18 protein-coding genes are annotated in these 24,711 nt (G+C 71.2%); 8 read left to right on the top strand and 10 right to left on the bottom strand.

The features are described 5' to 3' along the window. Positions 1–2 precede the first annotated feature (2 nt). Positions 3–1,571, top strand: a complete 1,569-nt coding sequence (locus QOM21_RS32995) for an AMP-binding protein (protein ID WP_407554665.1) — start codon at positions 3–5, stop codon at positions 1,569–1,571. 55 nt (positions 1,572–1,626) lie between these two features. Here the strand turns inward: QOM21_RS32995 and QOM21_RS33000 are convergent, their stop codons facing one another. Continuing rightward, on the bottom strand, positions 1,627–2,193 hold the full coding sequence (locus QOM21_RS33000; RefSeq protein ID WP_407554666.1) for a rhodanese-like domain-containing protein: 567 nt from the start codon (positions 2,191–2,193) through the stop codon (positions 1,627–1,629). Positions 2,194–2,378: 185 nt separating this feature from the next. Beyond that, positions 2,379–2,501: a hypothetical protein gene (locus tag QOM21_RS33005; RefSeq protein ID WP_407554667.1), complete on the bottom strand. Its 123-nt coding sequence runs from the start codon at positions 2,499–2,501 to the stop codon at positions 2,379–2,381. A gap of 303 nt (positions 2,502–2,804) precedes the next feature. Between QOM21_RS33005 and QOM21_RS33010 the strand changes: the two genes are divergently transcribed. Then, positions 2,805–3,308, top strand: a complete 504-nt coding sequence (locus tag QOM21_RS33010; protein ID WP_407554668.1) for a hypothetical protein — start codon at positions 2,805–2,807, stop codon at positions 3,306–3,308. A 102-nt stretch (positions 3,309–3,410) separates the two neighbouring features. Here QOM21_RS33010 and QOM21_RS33015 read toward each other — a convergent pair whose 3' ends face one another. From QOM21_RS33015 to QOM21_RS33040, 6 genes are all read right to left on the bottom strand, one after another. Further along, entirely contained in the window at positions 3,411–4,613 is a 1,203-nt protein-coding gene (locus QOM21_RS33015) for a 4-hydroxybenzoate 3-monooxygenase (protein WP_407554669.1), read from the bottom strand. Positions 4,614–4,715: 102 nt separating this feature from the next. Then, complete coding sequence (locus tag QOM21_RS33020) at positions 4,716–6,899, bottom strand: SpoIIE family protein phosphatase (RefSeq protein WP_407554670.1); 2,184 nt, start codon at positions 6,897–6,899, stop codon at positions 4,716–4,718. Positions 6,900–7,327: 428 nt separating this feature from the next. Then, positions 7,328–8,170, bottom strand: a complete 843-nt coding sequence (locus QOM21_RS33025; protein WP_407554671.1) for a hypothetical protein — start codon at positions 8,168–8,170, stop codon at positions 7,328–7,330. After that, entirely contained in the window at positions 8,170–9,444 is a 1,275-nt protein-coding gene (locus QOM21_RS33030) for a VWA domain-containing protein (protein WP_407554672.1), read from the bottom strand. The genes QOM21_RS33025 and QOM21_RS33030 overlap by 1 nt, the downstream gene beginning before the upstream one ends. A gap of 260 nt (positions 9,445–9,704) precedes the next feature. After that, on the bottom strand, positions 9,705–10,826 hold the full coding sequence (locus tag QOM21_RS33035; protein WP_407554673.1) for an NADH:flavin oxidoreductase: 1,122 nt from the start codon (positions 10,824–10,826) through the stop codon (positions 9,705–9,707). 198 nt (positions 10,827–11,024) lie between these two features. After that, on the bottom strand, positions 11,025–12,581 hold the full coding sequence (locus tag QOM21_RS33040) for a GMC family oxidoreductase (protein WP_407554674.1): 1,557 nt from the start codon (positions 12,579–12,581) through the stop codon (positions 11,025–11,027). A gap of 586 nt (positions 12,582–13,167) precedes the next feature. Between QOM21_RS33040 and putP the strand changes: the two genes are divergently transcribed. The 3 genes from putP (at position 13,168) to QOM21_RS33055 (ending at position 18,447) form a co-directional block, all read left to right on the top strand. After that, positions 13,168–14,694: a sodium/proline symporter PutP gene (putP, locus tag QOM21_RS33045; protein ID WP_407554675.1), complete on the top strand. Its 1,527-nt coding sequence runs from the start codon at positions 13,168–13,170 to the stop codon at positions 14,692–14,694. 114 nt (positions 14,695–14,808) lie between these two features. After that, complete coding sequence (locus QOM21_RS33050; RefSeq protein WP_407554676.1) at positions 14,809–15,543, top strand: HAD family hydrolase; 735 nt, start codon at positions 14,809–14,811, stop codon at positions 15,541–15,543. A gap of 273 nt (positions 15,544–15,816) precedes the next feature. Then, the gene (locus QOM21_RS33055; protein WP_407554677.1) at positions 15,817–18,447 is read left to right on the top strand and encodes a hypothetical protein; all 2,631 of its coding nucleotides are present in this window, start codon (positions 15,817–15,819) and stop codon (positions 18,445–18,447) included. 465 nt (positions 18,448–18,912) lie between these two features. Here the strand turns inward: QOM21_RS33055 and QOM21_RS33060 are convergent, their stop codons facing one another. Together QOM21_RS33060 and QOM21_RS33065 are read right to left on the bottom strand one after the other, a co-directional pair. Then, on the bottom strand, positions 18,913–19,806 hold the full coding sequence (locus QOM21_RS33060) for a family 16 glycosylhydrolase (RefSeq protein WP_407554678.1): 894 nt from the start codon (positions 19,804–19,806) through the stop codon (positions 18,913–18,915). A gap of 456 nt (positions 19,807–20,262) precedes the next feature. Beyond that, the gene (locus tag QOM21_RS33065; RefSeq protein ID WP_407554679.1) at positions 20,263–21,315 is read right to left on the bottom strand and encodes a hypothetical protein; all 1,053 of its coding nucleotides are present in this window, start codon (positions 21,313–21,315) and stop codon (positions 20,263–20,265) included. Positions 21,316–21,369: 54 nt separating this feature from the next. Between QOM21_RS33065 and QOM21_RS33070 the strand changes: the two genes are divergently transcribed. The 3 genes from QOM21_RS33070 to QOM21_RS33080 all read left to right on the top strand — a co-directional run bounded on the left by QOM21_RS33070 (position 21,370) and on the right by QOM21_RS33080 (position 24,642). Then, positions 21,370–21,972 carry a TetR/AcrR family transcriptional regulator gene (locus QOM21_RS33070; RefSeq protein ID WP_407554680.1) on the top strand — a complete coding sequence of 201 codons (603 nt, stop codon included), beginning with the start codon at positions 21,370–21,372 and terminating at the stop codon, positions 21,970–21,972. A gap of 425 nt (positions 21,973–22,397) precedes the next feature. Then, the gene (locus tag QOM21_RS33075; RefSeq protein WP_407554681.1) at positions 22,398–22,724 is read left to right on the top strand and encodes an STAS domain-containing protein; all 327 of its coding nucleotides are present in this window, start codon (positions 22,398–22,400) and stop codon (positions 22,722–22,724) included. Positions 22,725–23,166: 442 nt separating this feature from the next. Beyond that, positions 23,167–24,642 carry an MFS transporter gene (locus QOM21_RS33080; protein ID WP_407554682.1) on the top strand — a complete coding sequence of 492 codons (1,476 nt, stop codon included), beginning with the start codon at positions 23,167–23,169 and terminating at the stop codon, positions 24,640–24,642. Positions 24,643–24,711: the final 69 nt, after the last annotated feature.

Raw genomic sequence — 24,711 nt, forward strand, 5'->3', positions numbered from 1 at the left:
GCATGCCCGCCGAACGGCACACCCTCTACGACTGGTTCGCGACCTCGGCCGCCCTGCACAAGGACCGCTCGGCCCTGGAGGTCGGTGACACCACGCTGACGTACGCCGAGCTCTCGGCTCTCGTGGACGCCCTGGCGGCCCGGCTGCTGAGGCACCTGCACGACGCCCCGCCCCGCCGGGTGGGGCTGCTGGCCGGGCGCAGCGCCGTGGCCTACGCCGGCTACCTCGCCGTCCAGCGTCTCGGCGCCGCCGTCGTCCCCCTCGGCCCCTCCTTCCCGGCCGAGCGCAACGCCGCGGTGGCGCGGGCCGCGCGGCTGGACGCCGTACTGGCCGACGCGACCGCCGACCACCCAGGTCAACTAGGCGCCCCCGCGCTGGTCTTGAGCGATCCCGAACTCCTGGGCCTGCCGACCTCGCCCACGGTTCCGTTCCCGACTCCTCCCGCACAACCGGAAGATCTCGCCTACATCCTGTTCACCTCGGGCTCGACGGGCGTCCCCAAGGGCGTGCCCATCCAGCAGCGCAACGTCTGCGCATACCTCGGCCATGTCGTCCCCCGGTGCGGCGCCGGCCCCGGCGCCCGCCTCTCGCAGACCTTCGACCTGACCTTCGACCCCTCGGTCCACGACATGTTCACCGCCTGGGGGAGTGGCGCCACCCTGGTCGTGCCGACCCGCGGCGAACTGCTGTCACCGGTCCGATTCGTCAACCGGCGCGCGCTCACGCACTGGAACTCCGTGCCCTCGGTCATCTCGATCGCCCAACGACTGCGGGCCCTTGCCCCTGACAGCATGCCGACCCTGCGCAGCAGCATGTTCTGCGGGGAGCCGCTGACGCTCCAGCAGGCGGCGGCATGGCACCGGGCCGCCCCGCAGAGTTCGTTGGAGAACGCCTACGGCCCGACCGAACTGACCGTCACCTGCAGTACCTACCGGCTTCCCGTGGACCGTGCGAGCTGGCCGGAGCCCGCCAACGGCACCGTGCCGATCGGCGCCCTGCACCCCGGACTCCAACTACGTCTTCATGAAGAGGAGTTGTGCGTACGAGGCCCCCAGCGCTTCCCCGGCTATCTCGACCCGGCGAACAACGCCGACCGCTTTCTCGCGCCGGACGGGGCCCCCTACGAACCCTTCACCCCACTGACCGACGACCACTGGTACCGCACCGGCGACCGCGTCGACACGCTGCCCGGCGCTCCTGGTGACCCGGGCGATGACGGTGCCCCGGCGGGTGGTCCGCTGGTGCACCTCGGCCGGGTCGACCAGCAGGTCCAGGTCCACGGCTACCGGGTCGAACTCGGTGAGGTCGAGGCGGCGATGCGGGCGGTGCCCGGCGTCATCGACGCGGCCGTCGTCCCGCTGACCACCCCCGCCGGCATCGAACTCGCCGCCGCGTACACCGGAGCCGTGCCGCAGGAGGACACTCTGCGTACGGCGCTGCGCCACCGCCTCCCGGCCTATATGGTGCCCGGCACCCTCACCGGGCTGGACGCCCTGCCCCTCAATCGCAACGGCAAGATCGACCGGACGGCTCTCGGCGAGGCGCTACGGAGCCCGGCCCGGCTCCCGTGACCGGACCGGGCGCCGAGACTGCCGGCCCGAGCGCCGCGACGGCCGGCAGTCCTGCCTACGGCTGGAGGGCCGACAGGGTGGCATCGAGGTCCGTGGCGCGCGGGCGGTTGTGGGGGAGCTTGGCGAGGGCGGCGGCCATGCCGCAGGTGTCGGTGGCCGCGGAGAAGACCAGGCCGCCGCCGATGGCGGCGGACAGCCAGCGGGCGGCTCGGTAGCGGGTGCCGACCGCGAGGCCCAGGAGGACGAGTGAACCGGCGGCGAGTCGGACCTGGCGTTCCATGGGCCACACCGCGGTGGTGTCGACGGCGCGCTCCAGCCCGTGCCCCTGGTCGGCCCAGGCGCTGGTGCCGCCCGTGAGGGTGGCGGCCCGGACATCGGCGGCGGCGAGCTTCTCGCAGGCCGAGACCGAGCGGGTGCCCGAGGCGCACACCAGCAGCAGGTCGCTGCGGGCCGCCGCGGCCTTGAGCGCCGGCAGTGCGGTGCCGAAGTGGTCCAGGGGGATGTTGTGGGAGCCGGGGAGATGGCCGGCGGCGTACTCGCCGGGCGTCCGCACATCGATGACGGTGTACTCGTCGAGGCGGGTGGCTGCCTGATCGGGATGCAGGGCGGTGGGCGCGATCATGGGTGGTGGTTCCTTTCCTTCGCCGGGGTGGCCCCGGACTGAACAAATTACCCGGAGGGCTGTGACCGACGAGGCAGGGCGCAGCCTGGCATGGCGGCCGGTGGGCCGGGCCGGTGCGAAACCGGCTGCGGCGGGCTCCTCTCCCTGGCCGACGGGCACAGTCGTCTCCGCCTCTCGTGCGGCACTCAGTGCGTGACGACGGCCGGCCCGGCCGCTTCGGTGTCCGCGAAGGCGTCCTCGACGGTCACCACCTCCCGCCCGGTGGCGTCCGTCACAGCCCCGGCGGTCGCCGCGCGCATCCTGGTCACGCAGTGCACCCACACCTGCCCGGCGGGCACCACCCCGCGCTGGGCACCAGAGGGTGCGCGCCCGTGAGCCGGGCCGGATCCGGGCCGCCGGTGAGGCAGCCGTTGTGCAGGTGGGTCTTCACCACGCGGCGGTATGCGCACCCCGCGCCGGACCGTGTCGTCTTCCACCCGTCGCGTACCCGACGGACGCCCCGGGAATCCAGCCGTGATCGCCGCCGTACTCGACGCCTTCCGGACGCTCCATCAGCCCGGAAGAGGGGTATCACCTCTGCGAATCCCCTTTCGCGTCTCCTGGAGCCGCACATGATTCATTCCGAACCCCTGCCCGGCGACATCGGGCTCACCCAAATATCCGGCCGGGTAGGCCGGTTGATCCGTATCGGCCAGTGGCTGAACGGCAACGGATTCGCCGACTACCAGCACGCGTTCCTCGTGCTGCCCGACAACCAGCTGCTGGAGGCGGAACCGGGCGGGGCCCGGGTCCGGCCCCTCTCGACCTACGAGGGAGCGGACGTGCTGTACGTCTGCCCGTCCGGCCTCTCGGAACAGCAGCGTGCGGACATCTGCTCCGCGTCCGGCGCGTACGTGGGCGTGCCGTACAGCTTCCTCGACTACGTGGCGATCGCCGCCCACCGGATCCATCTGCCCGTCCCCGGGCTGCGCCGCTATGTCTCCGCCACCGGGCACATGATCTGCTCCCAGCTCGTCGACCAGTGCTACAAGGACGCCGGCGTTCACCTCTTCGACGACGGCCGCTGGTCGGGATATGTGACACCCCTGGCGCTCCACCGCCTGCTGGCCGACTGACCCCGGCCGGTGTACGACTGCGGGCCCGGTGCACCTGCCGGACCCGCAGGGTCAACACCCGCCTCGTGCACAGGACATGCACCGCGTGTGCCGTTCAGGCCGTCACAGGTCGGCTTCCTCGCCGAGGTACAGCCCCGCGAACGCCTGCGCCGCGGACTCGGATCCCAGCAGCCGCCGGAGCCGGGCAGCGGCGGTGCCCGCACGGAACCGGTCACCGGACGAGGCACCGTGCATCACTTCCGACAGCCACTGCGAGAACTCCTGGTACTGCCAGACCCGCCGCAGGCACGCCTCCGAATAGCCCGCCAGGCCGCTGTCGTCCCCCTGGTAGTGCCCGATCAACGCACCGGCGAGCAGCAGCGCGTCGTTGATCGCGAGGTTCATCCCCTTCGCCGCGATGGGCGCGACGAGGTGGGCGGAGTCGCCCGCCAGGTAGAGGCGGCCGTACGCCATGGGCTCCACGACGTAGTCGTGCATGTCCAGGACCACCTTCTCGATCAGCGGCCCCTCGGAAATCGGCGGGGCCCCGGCCGCGCCGAGCCGGATGCGCAGCTCATCCCACACCCGCGCGTGCGGCCAGTTGCCGGGCTCGTCGCCGGGCGGAACCTCCAGGTAGTAGCGGGTGACCTCGGGGCTGCGGGCCATGTGGGCGCCGAAGCCCCGCTCGTGGATGCCGAAGACCACGCCGTCCGCGGACGGCGGTGCCTGGGCCAGCAGCGCCAGCCAGGCGACGCCGTGGTGGTGGCGGGTGATGACCGCCCGGTCGTCGGGTATCGCCGCCTGTGTCACCCCGCGCGCGCCGTCGCAGCCCGCGACGTGGTCGCACTCGACGCGGTGGCGCTCGCCGCTCGACGGATCGGTGTAGGTCACGGCGGGCCGGTCGCCCTCCAGTCCGCTCAGCCGCACGTCCCGCACACCGAAACGCACATCGCCTCCCGCCCGGTCCACGTACGACGCGGCGAGGTCGGTGACCAGCAGCGGCTGGGGGTAGACGAAATGGCGCCGGCCCGAGAGCTTCGCGGTCCGCACGGTGTGCCGCTCCCCGGCGACCCGGAACTCGAACTGCTCCTGCCTCTCGGCACGTTCGAGGATCCGGTCGGCGAGCCCGTGCCGGGCGAGCGCGTGCACCGCCCACTCCTCCATGAAGCCCGCACGTGGCCGCTGCTCGATGAACTCCCTGCTCTCCGCTTCCAGCAGTACGCAGTCCACTCCGGCGTTGCGCAGCAGATTTGCCACCGTGAGCCCGGCGGGCCCGGCACCGACGATCGCGACGGAGGTACGCGTGAGGGTGGGCGAGGAGGACACGTCGTGACGTTCCCTTCGGGACAGGGGAAGAAGGAGTCCTCGCAGTATGGCGGTTGGCGGCGGCGCGCTCCCCGGCACCCCGGCGCTGACCTGCCGGGTGTCTCAGGTGGCGGTGAGGATCAGCACGGCCTGGTCGTCGACGGTCGAGCTGCCGGCGAAGGCGGTGACCGCGGAGGTGAGGAAGTGCAGGAGGGCGGCGGAAGTGGTCGGCCTGGGCCGGAACACGGCCAGGGAGTCCATCAGGCGGTCCTCCCCGAAGAACTCGCCGTCGGCGGAGCGGGCTTCGGTGATGCCGTCGGTCACCATCACCAGGCTGTCCCCCGGATACAGCTCGACGCCGCCGGGCGACCCGTCGAAACCGGGGCGGATGCCCAACAGCAGCCCCGGCTGGACGAGTTCCTCCACCGTGCCGTCGGCGCGGCGTACGAGCGGGGGCACATGGCCGGCGCGGATCAGGTTCAGCGACAGATGGGAGGAGGTGTGCCGCAGCTCGCCGTAGACCAGCGAGACGAAGGTGTCGACGTCCGCCGCGTCGGCGTTGAGCGCGTCGTTGACGGCGCCGACCACCGCCGACGGGTCGCTCAGCAGCCGGGCGGCGGCCCGCGCGGTGTGACGCACCAGGCCGGTGGTGTTGGCCGCCCGGGCGCCGCGTCCGCACACATCGCCGATCATGATCGCCCAGCGCTCGTCGGGGAGCGGGAAGACGTCGTAGAAGTCGCCACCGACATCGAGACCTTCGCCCGCGGGGTGGTAGGAGGCCGCCACGTCGACACCGGGGATCGTCGGGATCTCGGGGGGCAGCAGGCCGGCCTGCAGATCGCGGGCGAGCTGGACACGGTCGCTGAACTGGTGGGCGTTGTCGGCGCTGGAGGCGGCCCGGCGGGCGAGCTCCTCGGCGAGGGCGATGAGGTGCCGGTCCAGGGGGCGGTCGGTGGCCAGGAGCGTCATGACGCCGAAGGTGCGGCCGCGGGTGGCCAGCGGGACGCACACATAGCCGCGGATACCCGCCTGCTCGGAGAGCCTGGCCGGCGAGCGGGCCTTGTGATCGGTCTCGGTGGCGCCGGATGCCAGCACCCGGGCGACCGCCGCGTCGACCTCGTCGCGGATGGCGGGGGAGGCGAGCAGGTCCTTCTCGGCCGGGCCGGTGGCGGCCACCGCGATCTGCCGGATCCGGCCCTCCTCCAGGACGTGGACGGCGCACAGCGGCGTCAGGGCCGGCACCGTCAGCCGGGCCAGGCACTGGAGGCACTCGGCGTAGTGCGGCTCGCGGGTGATCGCGGTGCTCGCCTCCAATATGAAGGCCAGATCCTCACGCGCGGCCCGTTCCCGCTCCTGGGCGGCACGCTGGGCCGCCAAGGTGTGGTGCCGTTCGATCGCCAGGGCCGCGATGCGGGCGAAGGCGATGCTCAGCGCGATGTCATTGGGCTCGGGGGCCTTGGGCTCCCGGTGGTACATCGCGAAGGTGCCGAGCAGCCGCTCGTCCGTGCCCTGGATCGGGGTGGACCAGCACGCCGCGAGTCCGGCCCGGCGTGCCAGGTCGCGGTAGTTCTCCCACAGCGCGTCGGTGGAGATGTCGCTGACGATGACCGTCCCGAGCGTGTGGGCGGCCGTCCCGCACGAGCCGACGCCCTCACCGATGGCTATGCCGTCGATCGCCTCGTTGTAGAACGGCGGCAGGCTCGGGCCGGCGCCGTGCCGCAGGTGCTGCCCGTCGACGTCGGCGAGCAGCACGGAGACGATGGTGTCCGGGGAGAGCTCCTCGATGGTCCGTGCCATGCCGCGAAGGATCTCCTCCAGCGGGGCGTCGCGGGCGATCTGCTCCAGCAGGATGCGCTGCTCGGAGGCCAGCAGCTGGGCGTGGTGGAACGCGGTGGTCTCGACGGCGAGCACGATCACCCCGTCGATGCTGCCCTCCGTGTCGCGGCGCGGCTCGTAGGTGACGTTGAAGAATCCCTCACGCTCGTCCCCGGGCCGGCCGATGACCAGCCGCCCGTCCCGGGCGCGGTAGGCGGTCCCGGTGCGGAACACCGCTTCCAGGTGATCCAGGACGCCCTGTGGTGCCAGCTCCGGGAGCACCTCACGCACCGGCTTGCCGACGCTGCTCACGTCGCCGCCGAAGACCTCGAAGAACGCCGGGTTCGCGGCCTCCAGCAGCAGCTTCGGTCCGTTGAGCGCCGCGAAGATCACCGGGGCCTGTGCGAACAGGTCGGCGTACTCGGCGTCCCGGGCGTTCGCGTACTGCTGAGGTTCCGCGACCGCCGCGGCACGCTCGGACCGTATGGACATGACCACCCTCTCTGCCCCGCTCCGGCACCATCCGGATGCTGCCCTGCGCTGTCCGGCTTGTACCGCATTCTCCGTGCTTATTCCACTTTGACACACGGGGAAACCGTTCCCGGAGGGCCGACCGGGCAGGGTTGATCTCCGCGGCGGCGCCGCCGACCGGAATATCGCGCCCGAAGGGAGGGGAGGCGAGGTCGCCGGGCTCGCGGTGACCTGAACGGCCTGGTGGGGAGGGGGGGCGGGCGGCAGGCGCCCCGTCCGGCCGGATGCGGGTCGGACGGGGCGTCGACGGGGGGACGGTGCCGGGGCGGGGGCCGACCAGGGCCCGGAGTGTGCCCGACGGGCCGGCTTCGGTCCCGATGGCCGATCCGCCTGCCCGCCGGAGCACCCCTCCGCCCCGTCTGCCGCCGACCGCCCCACCCGGCCGTCCGTCAGGCGCCCGGTGGCACCTGCGGCCGGGGCACCCGTGAGGGCCGTCCCGTGCCGCGGGTGAGGCGGTGTCCGCCGATGCCCGCGAGGGCGGCGAGGAGACCTCCCACCGCGGTCCAGATCCAGCGGTCGGACCAGCGCCCGGAGGACCAGCCGCCCTCCGGCTCGCTCATGGCTCCGGCCGCCCGGGACGCCGTGCTCCCCTCGGCCTCCGGCGAGGCGGTGGTGGCGCCGGGGACCAGGGGAGCGGCGAGCGAGCCGTCCACGGCCCGTGCGCCGCCCTCGTCCGTCGTCCTCGCCTCGACCTCGGCGTGTACGGGCAGCCCCAGGTCATCCCGCGGCAGGTCCACGACGGTCAGCCGGACGTAGTAGCTGCCCGGCAGGGGATCGTTCGCCCACGGCTCCGCCCACGCGCGGACCGTGCGCAGCGTGCAGGACAGCTCGACGGACGAGGTGCCCGCGGCCGCCGTCCTGGTCTGGGCGCCGTACCTGCACGCCTGACGCCGACGGAGCCCGTCGAACACATCGAGCTGCCAGGTGGCCGCGCCGTGCCGGGCCGCCTCGGGCAGCTTCACCTTCGCCGTCACGGTGGCGCGCTGACCCGTATCGACGGGGACCACCCAGTACAGGTAGTCGCCGGTGGACGCGTCGGCGGTGGCGCGCTGCCCCGGCCGGACGGCGGTCGCCGTGCGGAAGGAGGTGCCCGCCTCGGTCGGAGCCGCGGCCTCGGCGTCCGCACTGCCGCTCGGACTCGGTGCGGGGCTGTCGGCCGCGGCGGCTCGCGTCATCCCGAGCAGACCGGCACCCGCCAGCACCGCGCTCATCACTATGCGTACGGTGCGCATCAGTTGGTCCTCCATACGGTGACGCGCCAACGGGAGATCCAGCCCCACAGCAGCCCGGCCAGCAGTCCGGTGAGTGCGAGGAAGCCCAGCAGCCACCAGCCGCGGCCCAGACCGAAGGCAGCCACGTCGGAGGCGTCGCTCGGACCGTCCACCAGGTCGACGGTCAGCTCGACGGGCAGGCCCGGCTCCGTCTTGACCGATGCGGGCGCCGAGAAGGAGTTGCTGACCTGGAGGCAGACGGTCTCCGCCGCGGGCTCGGCCTCGTCGTCCGCAGCGTCGCGTGGCGCGGCCGGGTAGCGCAGTCCGGACGAGATGACGTCGGTGCGCCCGTCACCGGCCTCAGAGCCGCGGACGATCTCCCGGCCGTGCACGGTCGAGGCGCGCAGCATGACCCCGTAGTCGTTGTTGACCGCGCGGTCCGCGGCGATGCTCACCGAGGCCCGCAGCTCCTGGCCGGGCCGGACCTCCACCCGGTACCAGCGGTGCTCGGCGAACTTCTCGCGGTCGGTGTAGAGCCCGGCGGTCAGCTTCGGCGCGTCGGCGCACTGCGCGGTGCCCTTGGTGGCCACCGGCGTGACCACGGGATCGGCGGCGCGCTCCACCAACTGGTGTACGCGATCGCGCAGTTGCTCGGTGTGCTGCACGGAGGTGTAGGTTCCGCCGGTCGCCTCGGCGATACAGCTCAGCTGATTGCGGGTCTTGGCGTTGGGCAGCAGCCCGAGCGTGTCGACGACGAGGTGGATGCCCTCGGCGGCGATGTCGCGCGCCACCTGGCACGGGTCGAGCGGGGCGCAGGTGTCCTCGCCGTCCGTGATGAGCACGATCCTGCGGGTCCCGTCGCCCCCCTTGAGGTCGCGGGCGGCACCCAGCAGGGCCGGGCCGATGGGCGTCCAGCCGGTGGGCCGGAGGGTCGCCACCGCCGTCTTCGCCTCGGTTCGGTCGAGCGGGCCGACGGGGTAGAGCTGCCGGGTGTCCTTGCAGCCGACCTTCCGGTCCTCGCCCGGGTAGTCGGCGCCGAGAGTGCGTATGCCGAGCTGGACCTCGTCAGGCACCGCGTCCAGCACTTCGTTGAAGGCCTGCTTGGCCGCGGCCATGCGGGTCTGTCCGTCGATGTCCCGCGCGCGCATCGAGCCGCTGACATCGAGCGTCAGCTCGACCTTGGGGGAGGGGCGGGTATCCGGCTCATCAGCCGTGGCGGGTGTGGGAAGCAGCCCGACGGCCAGTGCGGCAAGCAGCCCGCACACCCCGGCTGCCCACCGTTTTCTTATGATCATCGCCGGATCGTAATGAGGATCCGGCTCCGGTCCAAAACGAGCCCCGATCCGCCCCGGAACGGAAGCAGTTCGGACCCGCGGCGACCTCGTCCCGGCCATCACCCGCTTCTCGGGCACCCGTTAGGCGCATCGATCACGAGCGGGTGCCCGCCGACCTCTTCGTTCGGTCGGCCGGGGCGCGCATGGCCCTCCCGGCGCGGATGAACGGCCGTCCCGGCGCGGGGCACGGCACCGGAAGGGTGCCGTGCCCCGCAGCCGCGTCAGCTGAGCGAGCGCAGCATCGCGGCGTCGAACGGCACCAGTTCGCCGGTGCGCCCCTCGAAGATCTTGGCGGCCCACTCCGGATCGCCGAGCAGCGCCCGGCCGATGGCGACGAGGTCGAACTCGTCACGCTCCATACGGTCCAGCAGCCGGTCGATGCCGGCGACCCCGGCCCGCTCGCCCTTGAACGTCCCGAGGAACTCGTTGTCGAGTCCCACCGAGCCCACCGTGAGGGTCGGCCGGCCCGAGAGCTTCTTGACCCAGCCGGCGAGATTGAGGTCCGAATCCTCGTACTCCGGCAGCCAGTAGCGGCGGGTGGAGCAGTGGAAGGCACTCACGCCGGCTTCGGTGAGCGGGGTCAGGAGCGCGTTCAGCTCCTCCGGCGTGTCGGCGAGACGGGCCTGGTAATCGCCCATCTTCCACTGGGACATCCGGAAGAGCACCGGGAAGTCCGGCGAGACCGCCGCGCGGCAGGCCGCCACGATCTCGGCGGCGAAGCGGGTGCGCGCGGTGAGGTCGCCGCCGTACGCGTCGGTGCGCCGGTTGGTCCCCGACCAGAGGAACTGGTCGATCAAGTAGCCGTGCGCGCCGTGCAGTTCGACGCCGTCGAAGCCGAGGCGTTCGGCGGTGGCGGCCGCGTCGGCGAAGGCCGCGATGACGTCATCGAGGTCCCGCTGCGTCATGGTGTGCCCGGCCGGCCCGCCGTCGAGGGAGATACCCGACGGCCCGGAGGCCGGCGCGTCGGGGAACGGCGGTGCGCCCGCCTTGCGGGCCATGCCGACGTGCCACAGCTGAGGCATGATCGTTCCACCCGCCGCATGCACCGCCTCCACGACGCCCTGCCAGCCGGCGAGCGCGTCCTCGCCGTGGAAGCGGGGGACGGCGCCGCTGGTCCCGGCGGCCGCGTGATCGACGTAGGTGCCCTCGGTGATGATCAGGCCGACGCCGCCGGCGGCGCGGCGCGCGTAGTAGTCCGCGACATCCGCTCCCGGGACGCCGCCCGGCGAGAACTCCCGGGTCATCGGCGCCATGGCTATCCGGTTCGGCACCGTGAGGCCGTCCAGGGAAAAGGTGCGGGAGAGCACCTGCGCCGCCCGGGCGGCGGTGTCGCTGGCATTCACGTGTGGGTCTCCTAGGTCGAGAGCGCAGTCGGGGAACGCCGCCTGCGGGCAGCGTTCCGCTGGCTCAACAACACAGGAGCGGAGGCATCATCCGTTTTTGGGTGTTGCCTGCGCCACATGTCCCGCCCGCGTCCGCGGCGGGCGCTCCGGGCGATGCCGGGCGCCGCCGACGGGTGCGCGGGCGGTGGGAGCTCTCCCTCAGGCCGGCGCCGGGAGGCCGCGGATCATGTCCGCCGCCTTCTCCGCGATCATGATCGTGGGAGCGTTGGTGTTGCCGCGCACGATGGTCGGCATCACGGAGGCGTCCACCACCCGCAGGCCGCGCACACCGTGCACCCGGAGGCGGGAGTCGACGACGGGGCCGATGGAACAGGTGCCCGCCGGGTGGTACAGCGTCTGCAACTCGCGTCGGGCGAAGGCCAGCAGACCGGCGTCGTCCAGGGAGCCGGGGACCAGGAAGTCCGCGCGGCGCTGTTTGCGCAGGCTGGGCCGGTCGGCGATATCGAGCAGCAGGCGGAGCGCGCGGACGACGGTGGCGCGGTCCTCTTCCGTGGTCAGGTAGTTGTGCAGGATGTGCGGCTTGGCGCTGGGGATCGACGACCGCAGCGAGACCTTGCCGCGGCTCGTCGGGCTGAGCAGCACCGCGCCGAACATGAAGGCGTGGTCGGTGACCGGGCTGATGCCCTCCTCGTGGAACATCACCGGAGTCGCGTGCACCTGGATGTCGGGCGCGGTCAGCCCCTCATGGGTGCGGTGGAAGCCGCCCGCCTCGCCGACGTTGGAGGTGAGCGGCCCACGGCCCTCGGTCTCCAGCAGCCGGACGTTGTCGGCGGTCTGCGCGGTCATCAGCGATTCGCTGTCGGTCAGGTAGCTCAGACCGACGTGCGGGTGGTCCTGCAGGTTCTCGCCCACCGGGAGGTCGGCGCGGGGCGTGATGCCACGGGCCTCCAGGTCACCGGCCACACCGATGCCGGAAAGCATGAGCAGCTGTGGGGAGTTGTACGCCCCGGCCGAGAGCAGCACCTCGCGTTCGGCGTGCAGGGCCAGCAGTTCGCCGCTCCGGTCCACCTCGACGCCGGTCGCGCGGTCGCCGTCGAACAGCACGCGTGTGCACTGCGCCCCGGTGAGTACATCGAGGTTCGGGCGGTCCAGCGCGGGCCGCAGGTAGGCGACGGCGGTGCTGCACCGCATGCCGTTCCGTTGGGTGAGGTGGTAGTAGCCGACGCCGTCCTGTTCCGGGCCGTTGAAGTCGGTGGTCAGGGGGTGGCCGGCCTCTTGTGCGGCCGCGACGTAGGCGGACATCAGGGGATGCCGCGAGCGGCCCTCGCTGACGGTGAGCGGACCGCCGGTGGCGTGCCACGGTGTCGAAGGCCCCTGGAAGTCCTCGGCCTTCAGGAAGTAGGGCAGGACGTCGTGCCAGCTCCATTGCTCGGCACCGGAGGCGGCCCACCCGTCGTAGTCCTGCCGGTTGCCGCGGATGTAGATCATCGCGTTCATCGACGACGAACCGCCGAGCATGCGGCCCCGCGGCAGGAACCGCCGGCGGCCGTCCAGGCCCGGTTCGCAGTCGCTGAGATAGCTCCAGTCGTACTTCGTCTGGAACAGCTTGCCGAAGGCGGCCGGAATGTGGATCTCCTGCGCGTCGTCCGGTGGCCCGGCCTCGACGAGCAGCACCCGGGTGTCGGCGTCCTCGGTGAGCCGGGCCGCGAGCACGCACCCCGCAGAACCGGCACCCACGATGATGTAGTCGTACATCCATCCCCCTCGTCGAACTCGGCCGTCCCACCACCCAAGTGGCAGCGTAGGCCCGCTTGCAACGGGAAACCGGCCATAGTCGAGGAGTTGGGGGCCGGGCAGGGGGCAGGGGGGGCAGGGACGGGGCGCGGGCAAGATCCCGGAGGCGCGGCAGGCCGCCGGAATTTCGCGGGCCCCTACAGCAATTGCGTGTTCAACGTTATGGTTTGGAAATTGACTTCCTCAGACCGGACGGTAACTCCCGTTCAGCAAATGCCCTGCGGCGCGGATAGCGGGTCGACATCGACGACAAGTCCGGCAATGGTCGGGATCGGCTGAGTCTCATTTCCGGTTCGAATCGGCAAATTCCCGGACCGAAGGGCGTTGCCGGCCGTCAGGAGTCGGGGCGGCGCAGGGGCGACGCCGGGGCAAGCCCGAGGTCACAGGGGCTGGGAATGCCAAGGAGATCCGCCAAAGGGGTGCCGCTTTCGGCGGCTGATCCGTATTGTCAGCACGCGCCGGATCATTGTCGCTCCGGGACTCCTCGCGGACTCTCCCCATTCCGGGACCCGCAATCCTTGGCAGTACCCGCATCAAGGGAGCAGTGGTGACACTCCTGATCGTACCCGTCATGATCATCTTCGGGGTATTCCTACTCGCGATGGTGACCGTAGGTATCTGGGCCTATCAGGACACCGTGACGTTCTCCGACTTCGCCCTCGGCGGGCGCCGTCTGAGCGCACCGGCGGCGGCCCTGTCGGCGGGGGCCAGTGACATGTCCGGCTGGCTGTTCCTGGGACTTCCCGGTGCCGTGTACGCGGCCGGTATCGGCGCCACCTGGATCGCCGTCGGCCTCGCCGCCGGCACCTACCTCAACTGGCGCATGGTCGCCCCGCGTCTGCGTACGTACACCGAGCTGGCCGGCGACGCCAAGACGCTGTCGGCGTATCTGGAGGAGCGGTTCGAGGACGGCAGCAGGGTTCTGCGCCTGCTCTCGGCAACCGTCATCGTCGTGTTCTTCACCGTCTACGTCGCCAGCGGACTCCTGGCAGGCGGCGTGCTGTTCGAGGGCATCTTCGGCGGCGGCTTCGAATTCGCCCTCACCGTCTTCGCCGCGGTCATCGTCTTCTACACCGTCCTCGGCGGCTTCCGCGCGGTGAGTGTGACGCACTCGGTGCAGGCCACGCTGATGTTCTGCGTGGCCTTGGCCCTCCCCGCCATCGGCATCGGCGTGCTCGGCGGCTTCGGTGCCCTGCGCGGCGCCATCACCGAGAAGAGCGCATCCCTCCTGGACATGGCGGGCCAGGCCGAGTTCGACGGGAGCCGCTGGACGACCGGCGAGCCGCTCACCGCCGTGGCGGTCATCTCCCTGCTCGCCTGGGGCCTGGGCTACTTCGGCCAGCCGCACATCCTGGTCCGCTTCATGAGTATCCGCAGCACGCGAGAGATCCCGCTCGCCCGTCGCATCGGCGTGGGCTGGGTGGTCGTCTGCCTGGCGGGCGCCTCCCTCGTCGGGCTGGTGGGCATCGGCGCGCTCGACCACACGCTGGAGAATCCCGAGACCGTCTTCATCGAGCTCTGCGCGCAGCTGGTCAACCCCTGGATCGCGGGCGTGCTGCTGGTCGCCGTGCTGGCGGCCATCAAGTCCACCGTCGACAGTCAGCTGCTGGTGTCGGCCATGGCACTCACCGAGGACTTCTACCGCGCATTCGTCAAGCGCCGGGCAGGAGACGCGGCGATGGTGCTGGCGGCCCGAGCGACGGTCGTGGTCGTCGCGTTGGTGGCGTACGTCATCGCGCTGAGCGGCGGTGCGGTGCTGGACATCGTCGCCTACGCCTGGGCGGGATTCGGTGCCGCCTTCGGCCCGGTGATCCTCCTGTCGCTCTACTGGCCGCGCATGACCCGGGCCGGCGCGATCGCCGGCATCGTGACGGGAGCGGCCACCGTCGTCCTGTGGAAGCACATCGACCCGCTCCTCGGACCGCTCCAGTCGGGCATCTACGAGATCGTGCCGGGCGTGATCGCGGCCACGGCCGCGGCCCTGGTCTTCGGAAAGTTCGTCGGCCTCCCCCCGCGGCGCACCTGGGCCGGCCCCATGGAGCGGAAGGGCGCCTCCACGGTGCCGGTCGGCTGATCACCGCGGACAGCGGCGTGTCGGCGCCCGGTTCCACCTGCACGACGTTCGCCCGTCGTCCAGGTGGAACCGGGCGCCTGGTCGTCTCCGCCTGCGCTGCGATAGGAAACACGTATGAGCAACCTCCCTGTCTGTGGCCCGGAAGGGCCCATCCGTGCCACGCCGTCCGGACGCCCGTCCGCCGTCCGGGCCGTCCTGTTCGACTTCTCCGGCACGCTGTTCCAGATCGGCACCTACGCGGACAGAATCCGGGCGGCGCTGTCGCAGCCGGTGGACGACGTGGCGATGGACCGCATCCTGAGCGGCCTCGAAGCCGGCCTGTCCGACCCTGCCGTGGTGGCGGCGCAGCCTGCCCGGGACGTGTCCTCGCAAGCCCACCGCCATGCGTTCACCACGTGGTATTCCTCGGTCCCCGAGCTCGCCCCGGTCGCCGATGAGCTCTACGCGCAGCTACAGGCCCCTGAACACTGGGTGCCCTATGCGGACGCCGTGTCCACACTGGATCAACTGACCGCGGCCGGAGTGGTGTTGGGGGTGGTCAGCGACGTGGGGTGGGATCTGCGGCCCACCTTCGCCCGGCACGGCCTGGACCACTACTTCACCTCCTGGGTGCACTCCTACCAGCACAAGACGGAGAAGCCGGACCCGGCGCTCTTCCAGCACGCGTGCCGAGAGCTGGGCGTCGAACCGGCCTCGACGCTCATGGTGGGCGACCACCCGGCGAAGGACGGCGGCGCGGCCGGATCCGGCCTGCGCTCCTACGTCCTCCCCGCGGGCGCCGCCGCAGGCTCTGTCCGAGGGCTGGACGCCGTGCTGCGGCTGGCCGGGCTCAGCGGTCTGCACGGCTGAGGAGGACGTGGGGACGGTGCGGGCCGCCGCCCGTACCCTGCGCCGGCCGAACAGGGGAGTGCCGACCGTGCGGACCCCCCAAGGTCCTCATATGGCGGTGCGGCGCGACGCGGCCGGGAGTAGCGTGTCAGATCTTCAAACAAGCCGCCGGAGCGCACAGTTGGGGGACACGTGGCCCGAGAGTGGCAGAGGTCTTTTCCGGACGGGGAGGGGTCGGATCCCTTCCTGCTGAAGTTCCGGGAAGCCGTCGTTCCCGGCACATGGCGCCGGTCCGTGCGGGAGGATGTCCTGCCCGTCCTGGCCCTGGACACCGCGGGCACGGGCGCCGGCCAGGCTGCCGGCACGCGGGCGAAGCGCGTGTTGGACGGGCTGGAGGACGTCCTGTCCCACAACGCCGGAGAGGGCGCGAAGCTCACCCCGTACGCCCGGCCCGCTCTGCCGGCCCTCCCTCCGCCGGGTACGGAGTACCTGACCCTGAAGGTGGGAGAGCAACTGCGCGCCGCCACCCCGCTGAAGGGCGCACGGTTCCCGGGCAGGAACCTCTGGCTCATGACCGACCTCACCCAGGAGCTGCGCGAGCACCCGGAGACGGTGAACCTCGGCGGACGGGCACTGCGCGACCGCGCCTACAGCCTGCGCGCCGAAGAGGCCGGCGGGGGAGTGCTGCACTGGCTGGCCGGAGCATCCGCGGTCTCGTTCAACGGAGCACTGTCCTGGCTCGGTGATCTGATCGCCCTCTTCGGGAAGTCGGTCCTCTACCGGTTCCCGCGGTGGTGCTGGTCGGCCTGGTGGACACGCAGGCTGCTCACAGCGAAGAGGCGCAACTGGTACGAGCAGTGGCGCAGGATGGGCAAGAGCGACCACTCGGTCTTCTACTGGGTCTCCGAGCTGCTGACGCGCCAGTGCCAGCGACTCACGGGCGGTGACGCGGACGCGGCCGAGGAGGCCCGTCAGGACCTGGAGGAGCTGCTGCTGCGCGCTCTGCTCGCGGATCTGCACGACGCGCGGCCCGGGTTGTTCGGGCCCTGGGCGCGGCGCCGGCGTACGCGCAGCGTGGTGCTGCTCGACCTGCCCCCGCAGAACACCCCCGCCTCCGCGGCCACCGCCCGCTTCCTCCGTGCCCTGCGGAACGCTGCCCAAGCACCGGGGAACGCCGCCCTCCTGGTGGTCGCCGCCGGTCCGACGGGCGCATTTCAGCAGGCCGACTGGCGCCGGTGCCAGAGCCTGCAGGACGGCGCCGGGCGCTTCGCGCCGGTTCAGGACGGTGGCGCGGCGCCACCGCTGCTGATCCCGCTGGCGGAGCAGCGGTTCGAGGAAGAGGGCATCCACGTCACGAGGATCGGCCCGCGCACGGCCAAGCCCCACATCAAACCCGCCACCGAGTTCGCGGTCGAGCTGACGGCCGTGACAGTGGCCGCCGCAGTGGCCTTCGGTCTGCTCTCCGTACCCGGCAGCGGGACCACGGACGGGTGCTTCGACGGACAGCGGCTCCCGGGCCAGCGCGCACCGCAGCCGCTACCGGCCGCCGGCTCCGGCCAGGAGACACCCCGGGAGCAGTTCCAGGCGGTCGTGGAGTCCATCCGGAAGCTCAACGACCGTGCGCTGAACGCCGAACGCAATCACCGGCGGCCCGTGCGCAAGGTCGTCTATCTGGGCGCCACCGTGCCGACGGACCTTGAGGAGGCGGTCGACAACGGGGCCATACCCGAGCTGCGCGGGCTCTGGCTGGCGCAGCAGCGGCTGAACGATGCGGCAGTCGACGATCCGAACCGCGTGCGGCTGTACATCGATATCCGCGACGCCGGGATCAAATTCACCCATGCGGTCGCGAAGGCGCGCCAAGTGGTCGGCGAGGCACAGGAGTTCAAGGACACCCAGGACCACCGCACCATCGTCGGCGTGGTCGGCTTCTCCGAGAGCAGGAACCAGACCCGGGACGCCGTGCAGGTGCTCGACCGGGGCAAGGTGCCGGTCATCGGCACCACCGCGACGGCCGACGCGATGCACAAGGACGTGACCTACTACCGGCCCATGTCCCCGAGCAACAGCCGTGAGTCGAGGATCGCGGCACGATTCGTCCGCTCCGAGCGCGTCGTCGCGACCGCCCCCCGCCGCTGCGAGCCCGCCGCGCGGGCCTTGGTGATCAAGGAACCGGGTGACCTGTTCAGCACCGAGATGGGCAGCATGTTCGCCAGGGAGTTCGGCGCCGGCACGGACACCCTGACGCTCTCCGCGAGGAGCGGCGGGGTCACCCCGTACGACATCGCGCGGACCGTGTGCGCGACGGTCAAGCGGGAGCCCCGTACGGTCGTCTACTGGGCCGCCCGGGTCCGCAACTTCTCCGCCTTCGTGAACCACTACGGGCCCGACTCCGGCTGCGCGGGGCTGCCGCTGACGGTGATGGGCAGCAACGAACTCACCAGCACCGCGCTGCGCGGAAAGTACCGGGGGCAGGACTGGCTGCGCCTCTACCACAGTGTGCATGTGCTCCCCGAGAACCACCCGGACAGCAACGGCGAGGCCGACGCCCTCTTCCGGCTCTATGTCCAGGCATACACCGCGAAGGACCCCTGGCTCAACGACGGCCATGTGGCGTTGGCCCACGACGCGTTGAAGGTGCTCTCCACCGCGAGGGACCGGGCGTACGCCAGTACCGAGACCGCGGACACCGAAGGGGTCAAGTCCAAACTCGACGAGGAGATCAGCTTTCAGGGGGCAAGTGGTGTCATCGACTTCCCGGAACGCAACGGTTCCAAGCCGCCGCTCGACAAGGCGCTGATCATCCTGCGCGCCACGCCGAAGGGCCCGTCGGTGGCCCTGTACTGCGGCGCCTTCAACCTCAACGACCCCCGGGCCACCCGCTGGGGGCCCAACGGCGAACACCCCTGCCCGGCCGACGACTGAGCCCGCCGAGGCAGGCCAGGAACCCACTGTCACCTCACCCTGACACCAACGCCCATGCCTGCATGTGCATCTACGCCCATTTCTCCGTCGCCTCACTCAGGCACTTCGCCTTGGCGTCGCTCACGTGCTGCCAAAAAGGTCTGCGGGGGGGGAGGCGGGCGGGAGGGTCCTCCCGCTGCCATGCCGCCGTTCGCCGGAGGTTCAGTGCGGAGTGGTGAGGGTTTCCGGCTGCTTCAGGGGCGCCGCGGAGGGGCCCGCGCGGCGTCCGCTGCCAGTTTGATGGCCACACACCACTCGCGGGCCGGGCGCTCCAGTTCGGGTCGGCACCACCGCACAGCGGAGGTCGCCGCGAGGGCCGCGCTGAGAGGCGCGCACGTCGTCCGTCGGACCGACGGTGCGCGCCTCCGCACTGCGACGAGGCCCGGCGCGTGACGGTTCAGGTCAGCGCCGGCCCGGTGCACGAGGTCACTTGGTGATTCGGCCGGTGTTGGAGGTGGTGACGCGGACGTGGTCGACGACGAGTTGCTGCGGGAAGGAGGTCGAGCCGTCGGGGTCGCCGGGCCAGTAGCCGCCGACGGCGAGGTTGAGGATGAGGAAGAAGGGCTTGTTGAACGCCCATTGCTTGCCGCCGAGGTCGGCGGGGGTCCGGCGCTGGAAGACGTTGCCGTCCACGGACCAGGTCACCGAGTCGGGTGCCCAGTCGACGGCGAAGGTGTGGAAGTCGTCCGCGAAGACCTGCCCGCCGGGCAAGGTGTACGCCGCGCCGATGCCGCCGCTGCCCGAGTAGCCGGGGCCGTGCAGGGTGCCGTGCACCGTGCTCGGTTCGAAGCCGACGTTCTCCATGACGTCGATCTCGCCGCTGTTCGGCCAGCCCACCTGGCCGATGTCATCGCCGAGCATCCAGAACGCCGGCCACATCCCCTGGCCGCGCGGCACCTTCATCCGGGCCTCGACATGGCCGTAGGTCTGGGTGAAGCGGCCCGCGGTGTTCAGGCGCGCCGAGGTGTACTCGCACCGTCCGTACCAGCACTGGTAGTTGTTGGGGTTCTCGCGGCGTGCGGTGATGACCAGCTGCCCCTGGCCGTTCAGGGCGGCGTTGGAGTTTCCGCCAGTGTAGTACTGGCGCTCGTGGTTGGAGACGTTGTCGCCGGTCTCGATCTGCCACTTCCCGCCGTCGACCGCTGATCCGGCGGGGCCGTCGAAGGTGTCCTCGAAGGCCACTGCGTGAACGTTCTTGTCGGGTACGGAGGTTGAGGGTGTTGCGGCGGCGGAGCCGGGTGCCCAGCTGAGCGCGGCGGTGAGCGCCGCGGCGGCGAGGGCGATGCCGCGGAGGGAGCGGGGGCGTTTCCAAGGGGACATATGACTCGCCTCGGTCTGTGGGGGAGGGGCGGCCGGGCCGAACGAGGAGCCACCGCGCGCAGGGGGACGCGGCGGACGCCCATCGGTGCGGTCGGGCCTGGTATGGACCTGCCTTCGGGAAGTGAAGCGTCGTTGGCGCGGCCCTGTCAATGACTTGGTGAGAGCGCTCTCGGCGCTATCTGCTCACAACGGCGTGGCCGCGAGCCGGAACGGTCGGCCGGCGAGCCGCCGACCGACCGTCAGTAACGGTGTCGCCCGTACGCACTCAACCCCGATCCCGGACTCCGCGCGATCGGGGCCGAGCTGACGCTGTGTTACCTGGGAGGACCGCCCCGTGCGGCTCCTTCTGCGGCACTCCGCCGGGAGCGTGGGCGGCCTGCTGCACCCCGTACGCGCCTGGCGCACCTCGTGCTCCGCATCGGTCTCGTGCTGACGCGAGGCCGCTCACCGTGTCCGCTACTGCGGATCCCGGGCAATGGCGCGTTGCTGCTGTGCGCCCGCTCCGTAGTGGTCCGCGAGCGCGTGGAACGCCCTCTTCGGTTCCCAGGGCATGTCGGGGTAGGTGCGCGCCGAGGCGGGAATGCCGCTGTTCTCGTCGAGGACCGTGACGATGCCGTAGGAGGCGAGGTCCGGATCCGGTCCGGACGCGCGGTGCGGCGTGCTGTAGCCGGCGAAGCTGAACCAGAAGAGGGTGTCGACGCCCTCCTCCTCGAACACGGTGATGAGGTCGTCGAGGTAGCGGACCTGTTCGCCCTCGTCGCGCACCAGATCCGGCTTGGGGGTCACGCCGTCCGGCTCCATGGCCACGTACCAGCCGGCGCCGCCGTGGTCGCCCGCTCCCCGATAGGTGCAGCAGCCGACCTCCAGGATCGCGACCGGCTTGCCGTGGGCGAACTCCTTGCGCAGGTCGTCGCGGTAGCCGGCGGCGTTACGCAGCCCCCGGAAGGCGTCCAGGCCGACGATGTCGAACGGGCTCCAGTCCACACCGTCCAGCGGGCAGGAGGCGTAGCTGACCGGACCGCCGAAGACGGCCCGTACGGCGGTGACCGCCTCGCCGAGGAACGCGTTGACGCGGTCGGGGATCCCTTCGAGGGCGGCATCGCGACCGGGACCGGCGAGGACCGGGACACGGGCGCCGAAGGTGTCGCCCGGCAGGTATCCGCGGGCGAACACGCTCAGTTCGCACCCGGCGACGAGGACGACGTCCGCGCCGCCCAGGCGCAGGCGTTCGGCCCGCTCGGCGCAGTCGACGAGAAACGGAAGCATCTGCGCGTTCGTCATCTCGCAGGGGAACGGGGAGAACCAGACCTCCAGGCCGGCGGCAGCGGCGTAGCCTGCGGCCGCCTCGATCCGGTCGGGATCGCCGCCGGTGATGCGGATCGCCGTGCAGTGCAGATCCTCGGCGATGACCCGTATCTCCCGCTCGACGACGCCGAGGTCGAACACGGGGCGCGAAGTGCCGCCGTCGGGAAACGTGCCCGTGTCGTAGTGGATGCCCTTGCCGCGCATGACGCCCCCATAAGAGTCAATGTGTATCTTATGTTTCCGGTTAAGGTACATGGCGTGTCTAAAGAAGTCACGCGCAAGCGACGCCGCGGAGCCGAACTGGAAGCGGCGCTCCTGGAAGCGGCCTGGGGCGAACTGGTCGCGGTGGGCTACGAGCGGCTCACCTATGAGGCGGTGGCCGACCGTGCCGGTACGAGCCGCCCGGTCCTCTACCGCCGCTGGCCGTCGAAGCGGGAGCTGGTCCTGGCCGCGCTGGGCCACCGGGCGCCGCCGCTGCCGGCCGAACCGCCCGACACCGGCGACCTGCGCGGCGACGTCCTGGCCCTGCTGCGCTTCGTCGTCACGCGGACAGGCGATCTCGCTCCCGTGCGAGAGGTGCTGGCCGCGGAACTGGGGCAGTCGACGGAGATGTCCGCATACATGGCGTCGCGCAACCACGGTCCGGGCCGCGACTGGATGCGAACGGTGCTGGAACGGGCGGCCCGGCGCGACGAGATCGACGCCGTGGACGCGCTCCCGGACCGGCTGGTCACGTTGCCGGTGGTGCTGGTCGTGCACGACCTCTTCATGGCCCGCCGCACCCCGGCCGAAGCCGACCTGGAGGACATCGTGGACCAGCTGTTCCTCCCGTTGGTCGGAAACCGGCCAAAGCAGACCTGAACGGACCTCGTGCCACGGGCGAGCAGAAAGCGTTCTTCGCCACGCCGGTGGCCGGCTGAGCGAGGGTGGACCAGGGCGCCGTCATGCACGGGCGCCAACTCCGGTGGCTGTTCGGCCCGGACGATGTCGTGGTCCTCAGGGCCCGCTGTGAAGTCCGCAACCCGTGGCGGCGGCCCGGTGAGGTTTCGGGTCGGGAGCGGGTTGTGGGACAGTGAAGTGATTCCACAGTCGGTCCGGCTCGTGCGTCTCACTCGCACAGCGCTCCGAGAGGCCGGATCCGGTCCGGCGATTGTCCGCCCGGAAGGCGGCTCGCGGATCCGGACCCACGCGGCCTTCCGCCGCGCACCCGGCAGAGATTCTGCTCCGGGCTGCTGCCACCCCAACTCATCGAGGAACTTATTCTTTTCACCGCCACTACGCAGCGTTTGGACGACACCCTCCTGCTCACGGCCCGCGGAGAGATCGACCGCGCCTGCGAGCCGGATCTGAACCGTCTTCTCGACGCGCTGCCCATATCGCTCTCCGACGTGGTGCTCGATATGCAGGATGTGCGGTTCATGGACGTGACGGGGCTGCACTTCCTGTGCGAACTCCACCACCGGACGGCCCGTCGCCATACGCGCCTGCACACCCGGGGCTGGCAGGCCCAGCCCCGTTACCTGCTGCATGCCGTGGCCCATCTGGGCATGCAGGGGCGGGACCTGAACACCGTCGTGCGGGCTGCCCTGGAGCGGCCGCAGGGCCTTTCCTGACGAGCCGAGTCGCCCGCGACGCCGTGGCCCCGCTCGGCTTCCGGGCCCGGGGCGCAGCCGCCGGTCCCGCCGTCAGGAGTGCGTCAGCAGGTGCGCCCGACGTGGTGCACGCCCTGGATCTTTGATACCGACCCGAGCCAGGTGTTCACTCGCGCGCCCGGAGAACAGTGCGTCAGGTGGCTCAGGTGCGTCGGGTGTGCCGGGGAGTCATGCGATCTCGCCCGTACGAGTGGCCCGGAGCACCGGAACGAGTGGCCTCCGTTCAGCTGATGCCCGACGGTCCGGCCGTCGAGAGACGACGCAACGCGGACGCACCGCCTGGCCGGAGCGCGCCGCGGCCCCACCGCCTGGGCGTACCGCTGTGTGAAAGACAGGGGCAGAGGGCATCCGCAGTGAGCGATGCCGGGGCGAGGGCCTCCGGCTCATCACCGAGGAGACCGTGATGGCGACTGCCGATCGAGGGGCTCTCGCCCCCATCGAGACCGACGTGCCCGCACGCCTGGACCGTCTGCCGTGGTCGCGATGGCACTGGATGGTGGTCATCGGGCTCGGCACCGTCTGGATCCTCGACGGCCTCGAGGTCACGGTCGTCGGCAACATCGCCGGGCGCCTCTCGGAGGAGGGCAGCGGCCTCGACATCACGTCGTCGCAGGTCACCGGCCTCGCGGCGGCCCTTTATGTCGCGGGCGCCTGCGTCGGCGCCCTCTTCTTCGGGCACCTCACCGACCGCTACGGACGGCGCAAGCTGTTCATGCTGACCCTCGCGGTCTACCTCACGGCCACGGCCCTCACCGCGGTCTCCTTCTCCTCCTGGTGGTTCTTCCTCTTCCGGTTCCTCACCGGCCTCGGCATCGGCGGTGAATACGCGGCCATCAACTCGGCCATCGACGAACTGATCCCCTCCCACTACCGGGGCCGCGTCGACCTCATCATCAACGGCAGCTTCTGGCTCGGGGCCATCGGCGGCTCACTGCTGTCGATCGTCATGCTGGACACCTCGATCTTCGCCGTGAACGTCGGATGGCGCCTGACCTTCGCCTTCGGCGTCGTCCTCGGCCTGGTCATCCTCCTGGTGCGCCGCAACGTTCCGGAGAGCCCCCGCTGGCTGTTCATCCACGGCCGCAGCGAGGAGGCCAACACGCTCGTGGCGGACATCGAGAAGGCCGTGACCTCGGAGAAGAGCACTCCCGAGCGCCGCTACGAGCTGCCGCCCGCCGAGAGCACCCTGACCATCCACCCGCGCAAGACCATCGGCTTCCTGGAGATCGGCCGCACCGTCTTCTCCCGCTACCGCAAGCGTGCCGTCCTGGGCCTGGCTCTCTTCGTCGGCCAGGCGTTCCTCTACAACGCGATCACCTTCGGCTTCGGCGCCATCCTGAACGAGTTCTACGACGTGTCCAACGAATCCACCGGCTACTACTTCGCCGTGATCGCCGCGGGCAACTTCGTCGGGCCGCTCCTCCTGGGCAAACTCTTCGACACCCTCGGCCGCCGGATCATGATCTCCAGCACCTACATCCTGTCGGGGATCCTGCTCTTCGCCACCGCCTGGCTGTTCGACGCCGGACATCTGAACGCTCAGACCCTGACCGCCTGCTGGTGCGTCGTCCTGTTCTTCGCCTCCGCGGGCGCCAGCAGCGCCTACCTCACCGTCTCCGAGATCTTCCCCATGGAGACCCGGGCCATGGCCATCGCCTTCTTCTACTCCGTGGGCACCGCGGCCGGAGGCATCAGCGGCCCGCTCGTCTTCGCGGAACTCACCTCGACCGGCGAGGTCGGCGACACCGCGCTGGCCTTCGTCATCGGCGCGACCCTGATGACGCTCGCCGGCCTCACGGCCGTCTTCCTGGCCGTCGACGCCGAACGCCGCTCCCTGGAGTCCATCGCCGAGCCGCTCTCCGTCGCACCGCGGGCATAGGCCGGTACCGGGACGCCCGCCGGTCCGCCGGCCGCAGGCCCCTGACCGTCGCGCGGTGAATTTCCCTGA

It is taken from the genome of Streptomyces sp. Pv4-95, assembly GCF_045782725.1.
GTDB lineage: Bacteria > Actinomycetota > Actinomycetes > Streptomycetales > Streptomycetaceae > Streptomyces.